11 protein-coding genes are annotated in these 13,274 nt (G+C 56.1%); 7 read left to right on the top strand and 4 right to left on the bottom strand.

Annotation, left to right across the window (positions count from 1 at the left end):
- Positions 1–88 precede the first annotated feature (88 nt).
- The 6 genes from MSL71_RS07070 to MSL71_RS07045 all read left to right on the top strand — a co-directional run bounded on the left by MSL71_RS07070 (position 89) and on the right by MSL71_RS07045 (position 6,889).
- The gene (locus tag MSL71_RS07070) at positions 89–712 is read left to right on the top strand and encodes a tetratricopeptide repeat protein (RefSeq protein WP_180138195.1); all 624 of its coding nucleotides are present in this window, start codon (positions 89–91) and stop codon (positions 710–712) included.
- Between the two features lie 94 nt (positions 713–806).
- Positions 807–1,937, top strand: coding sequence for a hypothetical protein (locus MSL71_RS07065; protein ID WP_180138193.1), 1,131 nt, complete (start codon positions 807–809; stop codon positions 1,935–1,937).
- A gap of 593 nt (positions 1,938–2,530) precedes the next feature.
- Complete coding sequence (gene dsrA / locus MSL71_RS07060; RefSeq protein ID WP_180138191.1) at positions 2,531–3,907, top strand: dissimilatory-type sulfite reductase subunit alpha; 1,377 nt, start codon at positions 2,531–2,533, stop codon at positions 3,905–3,907.
- A 12-nt stretch (positions 3,908–3,919) separates the two neighbouring features.
- Positions 3,920–5,068 carry a dissimilatory-type sulfite reductase subunit beta gene (gene dsrB / locus MSL71_RS07055; RefSeq protein ID WP_180138189.1) on the top strand — a complete coding sequence of 383 codons (1,149 nt, stop codon included), beginning with the start codon at positions 3,920–3,922 and terminating at the stop codon, positions 5,066–5,068.
- A 94-nt stretch (positions 5,069–5,162) separates the two neighbouring features.
- On the top strand, positions 5,163–5,411 hold the full coding sequence (locus tag MSL71_RS07050) for a dissimilatory sulfite reductase D family protein (protein ID WP_180138187.1): 249 nt from the start codon (positions 5,163–5,165) through the stop codon (positions 5,409–5,411).
- Positions 5,412–5,476: 65 nt separating this feature from the next.
- A complete protein-coding gene (locus tag MSL71_RS07045; RefSeq protein WP_180138185.1) occupies positions 5,477–6,889 on the top strand; it encodes a cobyrinic acid a,c-diamide synthase CobB in 1,413 nt (470 codons plus the stop codon).
- A gap of 362 nt (positions 6,890–7,251) precedes the next feature.
- Here the strand turns inward: MSL71_RS07045 and MSL71_RS07040 are convergent, their stop codons facing one another.
- The 4 genes from MSL71_RS07040 to MSL71_RS07025 all read right to left on the bottom strand — a co-directional run bounded on the left by MSL71_RS07040 (position 7,252) and on the right by MSL71_RS07025 (position 12,392).
- The gene (locus tag MSL71_RS07040; RefSeq protein WP_180138183.1) at positions 7,252–8,118 is read right to left on the bottom strand and encodes a hypothetical protein; all 867 of its coding nucleotides are present in this window, start codon (positions 8,116–8,118) and stop codon (positions 7,252–7,254) included.
- Positions 8,119–8,498: 380 nt separating this feature from the next.
- The gene (locus MSL71_RS07035; RefSeq protein ID WP_180138181.1) at positions 8,499–10,445 is read right to left on the bottom strand and encodes a methyl-accepting chemotaxis protein; all 1,947 of its coding nucleotides are present in this window, start codon (positions 10,443–10,445) and stop codon (positions 8,499–8,501) included.
- A gap of 480 nt (positions 10,446–10,925) precedes the next feature.
- A complete protein-coding gene (locus MSL71_RS07030) occupies positions 10,926–11,420 on the bottom strand; it encodes a cytochrome c3 family protein (protein WP_180138179.1) in 495 nt (164 codons plus the stop codon).
- A 234-nt stretch (positions 11,421–11,654) separates the two neighbouring features.
- Complete coding sequence (locus tag MSL71_RS07025) at positions 11,655–12,392, bottom strand: lysophospholipid acyltransferase family protein (RefSeq protein ID WP_180138177.1); 738 nt, start codon at positions 12,390–12,392, stop codon at positions 11,655–11,657.
- A gap of 436 nt (positions 12,393–12,828) precedes the next feature.
- Between MSL71_RS07025 and MSL71_RS07020 the strand changes: the two genes are divergently transcribed.
- The gene (locus tag MSL71_RS07020) at positions 12,829–13,272 is read left to right on the top strand and encodes a MarR family winged helix-turn-helix transcriptional regulator (protein WP_180138175.1); all 444 of its coding nucleotides are present in this window, start codon (positions 12,829–12,831) and stop codon (positions 13,270–13,272) included.
- The last annotated feature ends 2 nt before the right edge of the window (positions 13,273–13,274 follow it).

Genomic DNA, 13,274 nt, shown 5'->3' with positions numbered 1-13,274 from the left:
ACATAAAAAAAATACCCGGCTCTGAGCGAGGGATGCCCGGTTTGGGGTTTCTTCTCGTTTTGGATGGGTTACCAGACAAAGAGGGATCATGCAAAAGCCGAAGAACGCGCAAGAACATATTGCTCAACTGAGGGATGCCATTGCCGGAAATCCCGATTGCGGAAACAGCCACTACAACCTGGGCGTGGCTCTGATGGGATTGAAAAAATATGATGAGGCCGAAGCCAGCTTCAACGAGGCCGTGGGATGCAGTCCCACCCTCGCCGAAGGCTATGTGATGCTCGGCAGCATTGCCCTGCAGCGTGAAGACGTGGAGGGCTGCCTTTATTATAATAAGCTGGCCACCAAGTCCCGGGCCGGGTTTGCCGTTGGGTACGGCAACATCGGTTTCATTGAGCTGCAGCGCGGCAACGTGGACGAGGCCATCAAGAACCTTCAGAAGGCCATTGTGCACAACTCCAAGTTTGTCCAGGCGTACACCACCCTGGCCAACGCCTACCTGATGAAGGGCCTGGTGGACGAGAGCATCACCACCAGCAAGAAGGCCCTTGAGGTTCAGCCTGACTTTCCCATTCCCCACCACAACCTGGGGATCGCCTACATTGAAAAGGAAGAGTATGCCAAGGCCATTGAGCACTTTGACATAGCCCAGTCCATGGGCTACGAGGTGCCCGAGGCCCTGCTGAAAGAGGTGGAACCCCACCGCAGCTAAGCACTCGGATCCAACGCCCCCTGCACACCCTGCAGGGGGCTTTTTTTATGGCAAATATCTGCCTTGCAACCTGAATTTGATGAAGAAGCAACCCATGAAGATTACCTGGAGTCTGCCCGGTCACAGCCGCGGCGGTCAGATCGATGAAGCGGTCCTTGCCACTCCGCTGCCCGCGGACCGTACCTGCGGGGAAGCGACCTTGTGCTACGGCCACTATGTCCGTGCCGTAGAGACCGTCCTTGAAAAAGAAGCCGCAGGCAAAGGGACCGGTCTGTTCCGGGCCCTGTTTCCGGCCCCCCTTCCCACCGTCGGCTCCGTCCATGTGGAGATCCTCAAGCACGGCCATTTTTACCATCCGGCACGCATGACCCTGTCCACGGATGCCGGGGAGAGGGCCCTGGTGGTGAACCTGGCCGTGACCCCCGAAGGGGGAGCCTGTGCCGAAGGGGAGTTTGCCATTTTGAAACAGCTCTCCCGTCGAAGCACGGCCCTGCCTGAGGTGTATGCCCTGGACGCCGTGGACGTGGACACCCACCGCGTGGTGCTTTTTTTCGGGGAGTGGTTTGAAGGCTATCACGAGTTTCACCAGACCCGCCATGACGGGGACGACCGGGTGGTGGTCTGGGCCGGTGACGATCACGTCCTTTTGCCCCAGGGGCAGGCGGCCTCGGTGTACCGCCAGGCCGCCGAGATCCTGACCCGCCTCTACAACCCTCTGACCTTTGAGCTGGTGCAGCCCTGGCACCATGCGGCAGGGGATTTTGTGGTGAACATCGATGGGGAAGAGCCCAGGGTTCGCCTCATCACCGTGCGGCAGTACACCCCCATGGCCGATGTGGAAGAGCCCGGGGCCGAGGAGCTTCTGGAAGGAGCCCTCTATTTCCTGATGCTCCTGAGCCTTAGGAACCGCCTGGACCGGTACGACGGCATCGGTGAGGTGGCCTGGGTGGGAGACCACTGCGTGGCCGCCACCCTCCAGGGGTTTTTCGACGGGGTGTCCCACCTCACCGATGTGGGGCCCCTGGACGGCCCCTTCGGGGACTGGGTGGGGCGGTATCTGGTCGCCCATACCCTGGAAGATTTTGTCGAGACTGCCTGTGGCGTGGTTTCGTCCTTCAACCCCGGGGCTTCGGAAATGGGGGTGGTGACGGCAAAGGTTGCCGAACACGGGGCCGCGTTTTACCGTGCGGTTCAACAGATGAATACCGAAGAAAATGGAAAATAATTCTGATTTATTTGTTCATTTAAATTGAATAAAACTAGGCATATCTTCAAAGGCGGACCCCCCATGGGGTCCGTTTTTTTTATGTTCAAAAGTAAGTATTGGGATAAGAAATCAGGGTGTTGATATACAGGGAGATATACCCTGCGATGGTGTGACTCGCCGTGAAACACGATGAGATATTCCCTGAAAGGTGTTATTTGCAGAAGGGGTCTGTTTTTGACCCGATTTTCTGATTGCGATGTAGATATCGTTAGGTCTCAATAGATTAACTCGTCTGACAATTTATCGTAAGGGGAATGAGCGGGGGAGAGGCCTTGAAAGGCCTTTGGAATGTAAAGCCTTAATAACCACGGGAAAAAGCTTTTTTATTGACAAGAAAAGGCAATAACTTTATACCATGGAGTTTGATAATAGGGCCATTATAGTTGATTAATGGAAATTGCATAGACAGTAGCAGCTGGGACGGTTTGTTTTGGCTGTTATTTTATGTGGTTTAAGGTTTAAGGTTTGAGTGACTTGGCAATCAAAGTCAAATGGTTTCATTTGATTTCGTCTTGTTGAGTTAAAATTATTTATTCAATGGAGGTAAGGCAATGGCAAAGCATGAAACCCCTTTGTTGGACGAGCTGGAATCCGGGCCGTGGCCAAGCTTTGTGTCCGACATCAAGCAGGAAGCCGAAGTCAGGGCAAAAAACGAAAAAGGAATTGATTTTCAGATTCCTGCTGAAGCTTGCGACGACCTGCTCGGTCTTCTGGAACTCTCCTACAAGGACGGCACCACTCACTGGAAGCACGGCGGCATCGTAGGTGTTTTCGGTTACGGCGGCGGCATCATCGGGCGTTACAGCGACAAGCCCGAAGAATTCCCCGGCGTGGCTTCCTTCCATACAGTACGTGTGGCTCAGCCTGGTGCAAAGTACTACACCACTGAGTACCTGCGTAAACTGATGGATCTGTGGCAGTTCCGTGGTTCCGGTCTCACCAACATGCACGGTTCTACCGGCGACATCGTTCTGCTCGGTACCACCACGCCTCAGCTGGAAGAGATCTTCTACACCCTGACCCACGAGATGGATCAGGACCTCGGCGGTTCCGGGTCCAACCTGCGAACCCCCGCTGACTGTATCGGTCAGTCCCGCTGCGAATACGCCTGCTACGACACCCAGGAGCTCTGCTACTTCCTGACCATGATGTATCAGGACGAACTGCACCGTCCCGCGTTCCCCTACAAGTTCAAGTTCAAGTTCGACGGTTGCCCCAACGGCTGCGTGGCCTCCATGGCCCGTTCCGACCTCTCCTTCATCGGTACCTGGAAAGATCAGATCCAGGTGGACCAGGCTGAAGTGGCCAAGTACGTTGACGGCACCAACCCCGCCAACGCCGGCGCTCACAGCGGTCGCGACTGGGGGAAATTTGACCTCGACGCCGAAGTACTTGCCCTCTGCCCCACCGAGTGCATGAAGTACGAAAACGGTGAACTCAAGATCAACGACAAAGAGTGTAACCGTTGCATGCACTGCATCAACGTTATGCCCAAGGCCCTGAAAGTCGGTAAGCAGCGTGGTGTTTCCATCCTCGCCGGCGCCAAGGCCCCCATCGTTGACGGCGCTCAGATGGGTACCCTCGTGGTTCCCTTCCTTGAAATCGACCAGACCATGAATAAGCAGCTGGCCGACTTCGACTCCGAAGAAGAGTGGATGGAGTACCTGGAAGAGAAATACGAAGCGCTCACTGAAGTCATCGAGTCTGTCTGGGATTACTGGATGGAAGAGGGCAAGAACCGTGAACGTCTCGGCGAGCTGATGATCCGTCAGGGTCTCCAGAAATTCCTTGAGAAGATCAACATGGAGCCCCAGGCCGTACACGTCGATCATCCCCGTACCAACCCCTACATCTTCTGGAAAGAAGACGAAGTTGAAGGTGGCTGGGACCGTGACATCAACGAATACAGAAAGCATCACGCACGCTAGGAGGGGTATACCATGGCTTTTATTTCCTCAGGATACGATCCCGAAAAACCGATGGAAGGTCGAATCACGGACATTGGCCCGAAGCATTACGACCAGTTCTATCCCGAAGTTATCAAGAAGAACAAAGGCAAGTGGAGCCACCACGAGATCCTCGAGCCCGGCGTTCTGGTCCACGTGGCTGAAAGCGGCGACGAAGTGTTCACCGTACGTTGCGGCGGCGCTCGTCTCATGAGCTCCACCCACATCCAGGAGATCTGCGACATTGCTGACAAGCACTGCGACGGTCGTCTGCGTTTCACCACCCGTAACAACATCGAGTTCATGGTGGATTCCAAGGACAAGGTTGAAGCCCTCAAGGCTGATCTTGCCCAGCGCAAATTCCCCGGTGGGTCTTACAAGTTCCCCATCGGTGGTACCGGCGCCGGTATCTCCAACATCGTCCACACCCAGGGTTGGATTCACTGCCACACCCCCGCCACCGATGCCTCCGGCACCGTAAAGGCAACCATGGACGAAGTGTTCTCTGATTTCCAGGATCACAGACTGCCTGCCAAGCTCAAGATCTCCATGGCTTGCTGCCTCAACATGTGCGGCGCAGTTCACTGCTCCGACATCGCCATCCTCGGTTACCACCGTAAGCCTCCCATCTTGGATCACGAGTACCTTGACAAGGTGTGCGAGGTTCCCCTGGCTGTTGCTTCCTGCCCCACCGCGGCCATCAAGCCCGCCAAGGTAGAGCTCCCCAGCGGCGAGACCGTTAACTCTGTAGCGGTTCGTAACGAGCGTTGCATGTACTGCGGTAACTGCTACACCATGTGCCCCTCCATGCCCCTTTCCGACGCCGAAGGCGACGGTATCGTGCTCATGGCCGGTGGTAAGGTGTCCAACCGTATCAGCGCACCCAAGTTCTCCAAGGTTGTTGTGGCTTTCCTGCCCAACGAAACCCCGCGCTGGCCTTCCATGACCAAGACCATCAACAAGATGATCGAAGAGTACGCCAAAGGCGCCCGTAAGTACGAGCGTTTCGGTGACTGGGCTGAGCGTATCGGTTGGGAGCGATTCTTTGACGTGTGTGAACTCGACTTCACCCACCACCTCATCGACGACTTCCGCGATGCTGCGTACCAGTCTTGGCGTCAGACCACTCAGTTCAAGTTCTAATTTACGCTGAGCACGCATCCATTTCGTATGGAAATGGATAACTTGCAGGGGACCTGGTCTCCAGGTCCCCTGCCCTATAAATTGGAGGTCCCCAATGGCATTAGAAAAAGAAGCAGCCAAAGAGGTCATCATCGAGAAACTGACCAAGAAGTCCAAATCCAAGTCCAAGTTCTACTTGAAGGATTTCTACGCATTCTTCCCCGATGAGAAGCCCCGCGCCGTAAAGAATATCGTGAACGCCCTCGTAAAAGACGAAGTTCTCGAGTACTGGTCCAGTGGTTCCACCACCATGATCGGTCTTAAAGGCCAGGGCAAGCAGGCCGGCGCAGAAGGCGAAGAGTAATCTTCCCCTGTTTCGCTGACAGGCTTTCCAGCGTATTTGTCTAAGACTCCCAAGTGCAGTGATTGATGAAATCTGAAAGAATCAGCAGTATCCCAGGCCTTTTTATTTCCGCGCTTCGCGGTGGATCAGGGAAAACCATTCTGACCATTGGCATCACCGCTGCACTGAGGAGTCTTGGCAAACAGGTTGCCCCCTTTAAAAAGGGGCCCGACTACATCGATGCCGGGTGGCTCTCCCTGGCTGCAGGGAACCCCTGCTACAACCTCGATACCTACCTGATCGACCACGACACCGTGGTCTCCTCCTACCTTGCCAATTCAGCCAAGCTGGGCGCGGACATAGCCATTGTGGAAGGCAACCGCGGCCTCTACGACGGCATCGACATCGACGGCAAGACCAGCACCGCAGAAACCGCAAAGCTTCTCAAGGCACCCGTGGTCCTCGTTCTGGACTGTTCCAAGAGCACCCGCACCATGGCAGCGGCCGTCCTGGGATGCCTCCACTTCGACCCGGAGGTGACCATCGGCGGGGTGATCCTCAACCGCATTGCAGGCCCGCGGCACAAGAACAACCTGATCAACAACATCGAATACCATACCGGTGTGAAGGTAATCGGGGCGATACCCAAACTCAGGACCCATGACTTCCCCGAGCGGCACATGGGCCTTGTCCCCACCCCCGAACACGACTGGGCCTTTGAGTCCGTAAAAAACGCCGAGACCATTATCCGGGATAATGCGGACGTGCCGGGCATCATCTCCCTTGCGGAAACAGCAGAATCCTTTGAGCGCACCGTCAGAGTCCCCGAGGTCGAGGCCGCAGGGACCGACGACCGACCTGTCATCGGGGTGATCCGCGACGCCTCCTTTCAATTCTATTACCCGGAAAACATCGAAGCCCTGGAGGCCGAAGGCGCCCGTGTGGTGATGATCAGCCCCTTAAGGGACACCGAACTCCCCGACGAGCTTGACGGGGTCTACATCGGCGGGGGATTTCCCGAGACCCACGCCCGTGAGCTGGGTGAGAATGTGAGCTTCCGCCAGAGCCTTCTTGCCCGCATCAAAGAGGGCATGCCCCTCTACGCCGAATGCGGCGGCTTGATCTACATGGGAGAAGAGCTGGAAGTGGACGGAGAGATCTATCCCATGACCGGCCTGTTTCCCCTCTCCTTTTCCGTATCCAAAAGGCCCCAGGGCCATGGGTACGTGGTGGCCGAGATCACCGGTGAGAATCCCTTTTTTGAGGTGGGAACCCGCATCAAGGGCCATGAGTTCCGTTACTCCAAAATCACCCGATGGGACCGGGAAGACAATGACGCCGCCTTTACCATGGCACGGGGCACGGGCATGGCCGACAAGGCCGACGGCATCACCAGGTACAACGCCCTGGCCACCTACACCCACATCCATGCCCTGGGCACCCCTGCCTGGGCACCCTCCTTTGTTTCCAAAGCCTTAGAATACAAAAATCGATCTTAACAATCCCGGCTGATGCGGCCCCGATTGATGCGGCCCGTCCGCAAGACCACCCCATTGCCTCGCATCTTTCACAGAAAGCGGTGCCGTCGCGCACGTGGGCTTTTCTGTCATCTAAATATGGTGACGTGTTGTCTCTGTGCGGTTACGGCATGGGTATGCCCGCAAAGAGATCTCCATGGGATTTTTATTGGGGATTTGTGTGCTTGTGGGGCGGGATCCAGGGATGACCGGCCATCACGCCGGAAGGTACGGAAGCCGCACCCGCACATGGGACTACCTGTTTAAAAAACGGCAGTCCCGTGCGGGCGGGCTGGGTGCACCCTCCGGCGCCTGGTAAGCCCAAGGGGCCTTTTAGCAGGACATTAAACCTGCTTGAAGATATCCCCAACCATGCGGGGATTCCAGGTACCCCGGCCGGAGCGGGTGGGGACCTTGGCCTTTAAAAAGGCCGTGGCGATGCGGGTCTGGGTGAGGCCCTGGGTTTTGAATTCGGCCATCACCTCCATGAGGCGGTCCTTGAAGGCCCCTTTGTCTTCGGCGCCCATGACGGCGAGCTCTGCAGCCACGCTGTCCAGGTCGCTGTCACTGGGGGTGGCGGGCTCTGCTACAGGGGCAGCCGGTGCGGGCTTTTCAACCGCAGGAGCTGCAGGAGCAGGTGCGGCCTCAACCGCAGCTTTGGGTGATACGGCAGCAGCAGGGACCGGCTGAGCCTCGGGGGCCTTGGCCACGGGCTGGGCCGGTGCCGGCTGATTACCCTTCATGGCCGAGTCGCGTTTTTTCTTCTGCTTGAGGAGCCACTGGGTCACCTGCTTGGCCTTTCGGGTGGTGACGGCCTTGAGCTTCATCTCTTTTCGGTACATGACCGCGTCCATGACGAGGACCCCGTGGGGATCGGTGAGGACAGACCCGGGAAGGTCGGTGCTCTCCACAGCCCATCCGTCGTTCTCCAGCCAGTAATGGACCTGGCCTTTCATGGGGCCTTTGCCGATGACGCCCTTGATCCAGACCCAGCCTTTGTCGCAGCGGTTCTGGATGAGGCCGCTCATGAGGGCCACGCTGCGGTTCTGGCTCTTTTCATGGATATGGTAGAGGTTTTCGGCCATGATGGACTGGACGGCCAGTTCCATGCGCTCAGATTCAATGAGATCTCCCAGCAGGGAGAGAGGTTTGCACGCTCTTTTTGATTTACCGGGTTTGAAATGAACCCTGATCTTTACATCCTTCTTCAACGGTCTCACTTCCTGTCATGACTTGCTGTGCGTTTGCTGTGACGGCTTGGAACACAAAACGGCCCACGGGAACACATAGTAAGGATCGCTTCCCCCGACAAAGGGAAAACCCGCCTTAACCCTTGGCTGATATGACTCAATACCCAGGCGGATAGCAACGATGAACGGGGTCTATGTGTTGTCGTGGGCCCTTAAAAAGCCGCACCGAAGGAAATCATTTGGCGGTATCACGGGTGAGACCCCTGTCTCCCCTACCGAAGAAAAATGCTTTCACTTCAAGATGATGGGTTTGGGAAATCCATACCATAAATTCTCTTTGGAGACAAAAAAAATGGGGGACCAAAGCCCCCCAAGTTGAAAAAAAAGTCACTTTTTCACTTTCAGACCTTGAAACGACTCACCAGAGCGCTCATTTCATCGGAGAGGCTGGCCAGGTTATCGGCGTCGGATTGAACGCGGGCGCTGTTGTCTGCAAGGAACCCGGCCTGGCCGTTGACCTCCTCCATCTCCTCGGTGATTCCGTGGGTCTCCTCGCTGCTCTGGGAGATGGTGCGGGTGACCTCGTCAATGCCCATGGAGGTCTGGGCCACGTTGTCGGCAATCTCCCGGGTGGTGACAGACTGCTCCTCAACAGCCGCGGCGATGCCCGCAACAATTTCACTCACATTGGAGATGATGGTATCGATCTCGGCGATGTCGCTGCTGGCCGCGTCCGTGGACTCCTGGATCCCCCGGATCCGGTCGGTGATCTCCCCGGTGGCATCGGCTGTCTGGCGGGCCAGGTCCTTGATCTCCCCTGCCACCACGGCAAACCCCTTGCCGGCCTCACCGGCCCGGGCCGCTTCGATGGTGGCGTTCAGGGCCAAGAGGTTGGTCTGGTCCGATATCTCGGAGATGGTCTCGGTCACCACCCCGATGTCCCGGGCGGCCGCGGCAAGCTGTTCGACCCCTTTGGCCACCCCGCTGGCCTTGCTGGCCGCCTGGGTGGAGATCTCCCGGGCCCGTCCTGAGTTGCCGGCAATTTCCGTGATGGTGGCTGTCATCTCTTCGGCGGCCGAAGCGATCATCCCCACGCCCGCCGAAGACTGGTTCATGGCGGCAGCCACATCGGCCATGTGGGCGTTGAGCTCCTTGCCGGAGGTGGTGACGGAAACGGCCTTGTCGCTCATGTCCCCGGAGGCGGATTTCATCTTGTGGGTGACCCCGGAGAGGTCGGTGGAGGCGCCGTCGATGATCTTGGTTTTGCCGGCAATCTGGGTGATGAGATCCTGGAGGTTGCCCACAAAGGTGTTGAACCACTGGGCCAGCTCGCCGATCTCGTCCCCGGACTGGATACGGATGCGCATGGTCAGGTCTCCCTCCCCCTGGGAGATGTCCTTCATGCGGGAGGCAATGCGCTTGATGCGGGTGACCACCATGGCCTGGGTGAGGGTTCGCACCACGAGCCAGATCACCACCATGGTGATGGTGGCGATGATGATCAGCTGGTTCCGGAGGGTGACGGCTGCGGCAAACACCTCCTCAGACGGCGCATTGATGACGGTGATCCAGCCGGACAGCTCCTCCTGCTTGAAGACGGAGATCTTCTCCTTGCCCTTGAAATCATAGGTTCTCAACCCGTTTTTCAACCGGAGGATCTCCTTGCTGAAATCAAACATGTTGCCGTTGAGGGTGAGGATCTTGCTCTTGTCCGGGTAGGCGATGACGGCCCCGTTCTCTTCCATGACAAAGGCATAGCCTGTTTCTCCCACCTTGATGGGGTCGATGAAGAGCTCGGTGACGGTGTTCATTTTGACCACGAGGCTGAGGATGCAGACAACGCTGCTGTTTGCCGTCAGGGGCAGGGATTCCACGTAGACGGGCTCACCGCTCACCTTGCTTTTGATCACCCGTGATGTGACGGGCTGGCCCTTGAGGGCTTCCTTGAAGTAGCTCCGGTCTGAAATGTTCAGGGAGTTCTCCACCCCCGGGATGCCCGAGGCGATGATGGTTCCGTCCGGCAGGGTGATCATGAAGTTTTCGATGCTGGGAAAGGTCTCAAGGATGCGGGAGAGCTTTTCGTGGACGGCCTTGCGCATCATGGCATCCTGGTTGATGGCAAAGTGTCGGTACAAGCTGTCCGACCCCCAGTAGTGCAGCAGGGAACGGTTGTCTCGGATGAATTTTCCCAGGACCTCGGAGGTGGCCTCGGTCAGGGAGGTGAGCTGGGTGTGAACGCTTTGCTTGAGGGCGTTTTTGGAGCTTACGTACCCCAGGGTGGTGATGGCCACAAGGCCCGTGAGGATGATGAGAAGGACTGGTATAAGGAATTTAAGTCGTAGCTTCATGTGTGGTTCTCCGTGCCAACGTTGAAATATTAAGGGGTGAAGAAAGGCTCTCCACATATTGCCTAACGAAGAATAAAAGGTCTGGGGTGGTCTTTCATTTTTACTGATAACCCATGGGGTCATTCGTTTTGGTCTGTGCATTGTGAGGTATTGTACACATGGTTAAATCTCACTAATGTAGTTTTAACGGCACGGAACTATGTTTACTTAAGAACTAATTCGGAATTTTTAGAAACTTTTTTAAATTAAAGAAGAATTTCGGGGGAACCCTGTGTGAATTCAAGTGAATACCGGACCGTAGCCTCAAGGGAGCACCCACGGTCTTTTCCTGTGGATTGGGTAAAGGAAGACCGGAAAGGGAAGAGGGAGGGAGTAAAGAGGCGTCCGGAAGTGAAGGACGGGTGCAGGCAATAAAAAAGGCGCTTTTTCCTGAAAAGGAAAAAAGCGCCTTTAAAGAGATGCCCTATAATCTAAGGACGACTACTTTTTAATCTTGCCTTCGGTGTGGCATTTTTTGCAGCTTGTGGGGGCCGGCCCTTTGGCTTTCTTGTCGTTGGCCTTCTTCTTGAACTCTTTGTTGAAGGCTTTGTGACAGGTGATGCAGTTATCATGGACGGCCTCAGCATGGTACTGACGCTTTTCCTTGCCCTTGAGCTTTTTCTTGCCTTTGCCCTTGGGAGCCCGGCCGAGCTTGTCGTGGCAATCGATGCAGCGCTGGACATCATCACCCATGGTGAGCTCCAGGGCTTTGCCGTTTTCATCGTGGTGGCACTCACCACAGCCGATCTTGTAATCTTCGTGGTGTTTCTTGTGAGTAAACGGTACCGGGCTGTACTTGTGTCCGCCGGCTTCGGTGTACTCTTTGGTTTTCATGTCAAAGGTGTCTTCCACGGTGGTCCCTGCCCAGAGAAGACTCACCGCTGCAAGAGAGACCACAAGGGCGGACAGCAGCGTAATCAAACGGGTTTTGTTCATTTTTAGTTTCCTTTCCTCTCCCAGTCGGTGACGGTTCGGTACGAAAGGTGCAGCCCGTGGCTGTGTCGTCAACTCCGCAGCGGCCGTCCCGGTTTAAAGCGTGATTCCCCTAAAATCACCATTTACAGTAATTATAAACGGGGTGATCTTATCAGGGGGAACTTTCAATGTCAATTGGTTCTCAGTGGATTTATCCAGTGGAAAACATTTGATTTATGATGTGTTTATAAAAGGTTACCTTTGAAGGGCGTCCCTTGGGTCCGGGCGTGGAACCGGGGTGGGAACCGGAATATCCCGGGGGTCGGAGACGCCGGATTCGAAATAGCGATCGGCCTGGTACATCATGGCATTGAGCCGGTCGTCAAGCAGCTGGCGTGCCTCTTCACAGGCCTCGCGGGAGGCGCCCTCTTCCACATGGATGGGCTCGGCGTACATGAGCATGATGCGGGAAAATGGCTTGGGGATGATGGTGCGGTCCCAGCTCCTTAAGGTCCAGTGGTTGTCACAGCTCCACATGCCGGCCTGGATGGCTCGGCCGGATTTCTGGGCCAGGGCCACGATGCCCATCTTGGAGATGTAGGCCGGTCCGGTGGGGGCGTCGCAGGCCAGGGCCGCGGGGTGGCCTTTTTTGACGTAGGGTACCATCTCCAGCAGGGCTTCACGGCCCCGTTTTTTGGAGGATCCCCGCACGGAGATCCAGCCGAAGGCCTCGACATAGCGGGAGGCCAGCTCACCGTCCCGGCTCATGCTGGCCATCACCACCACCTCTTTGAAGCGGTAGTACCAGATATAAGGAATCAGTCGCTGGTGCCAGGTGACATACAGGACATTGCCGTGGGTGCGGCCCCGTTTGTGGGCGGCACCGCTATCTTTACCGAAAATCTCCAGTCGGCAGGTGGCAAAAAGAAGGGAAAAAAGGACCCGTGAAAGAAGGCCGATTGCGTAGGACAAAGGGGGGCTGAGCTTCTTCAATGATCGTCTCCATGGGTTTAATCTGCGGGCCTGGACCCGATGGGAAAATTCCTGGGTCGCTATTCTATCCTCGGGGTGTAAATTGATCAATTGAAAAAGCCTGTTGGAAATTTAAGGGCGTTCGGGGTACACTCATGGGCCTTGGGACCCTGAGGATACGGCCCCTATACGCCCGGCCACCGCATAAAATCCATTGCAGTTTTCTTCAACTATGCTATTGCATCGGGTGGCGCAGAAGGTGCCGTTTCCGTCTTGTATAGTGAGGGTAAATCGGTCGGTTAGCTCTGGTTTCCGGAAAGCATGCCCCCTTTGGGGCCTGCCCGTGGACAAGGGCGCGCCTGTTCAGCGGGGCGACTCCTTGTGGGGTAACCGGGGTACGGCCTTCTGTGTTTTAACTATCTCCTTTTGGCTCAGAATGTTGGGTGGAGCCAGGGGGATGGATCCTTTTTTTCTGCAGGAGGCATCGGTGAAGGTCAGGCAGCTTGCCCGTCAAATTGTTGAGTTTTACGAAAAGATTTCCTCCTGGGAGAATTCGGTGGTCAAGGGGAGCGGGTTGACCCCTTCCCAGATGCACACCATAGAGATCGTGGGCCACGAAGGCCGTCTTCGCATGCGGGAGCTGGCCGAGAAAAAAGGGGTCACCACGGGAACGGTGACGGTGACGGTGGACCGTCTTGAAAAAGAGGGCTACCTCCGGCGGGAAGCCCATGAAAAAGACCGCCGTTCCTATGAAATTGTGCTGACAGACAAAGGCGAAGCACTTTTCAGGCGCCACCATGAATATCATGTGAGCCTAACCGAAGAGATGGCAGCGGCCCTGACTGAGGAGGAGATGGTTCTCTTTTCCGGGATATTATCGAAGGTCAACGGAGTATTTTAATC

It is taken from the genome of Desulfoluna butyratoxydans, assembly GCF_900699765.1.
Taxonomy (GTDB): Bacteria; Desulfobacterota; Desulfobacteria; order Desulfobacterales; family Desulfolunaceae; genus Desulfoluna; species Desulfoluna butyratoxydans.
Note: the sequence above shows the minus strand (reverse complement) of the source record. Positions and strands in the feature narration are given on the sequence as shown.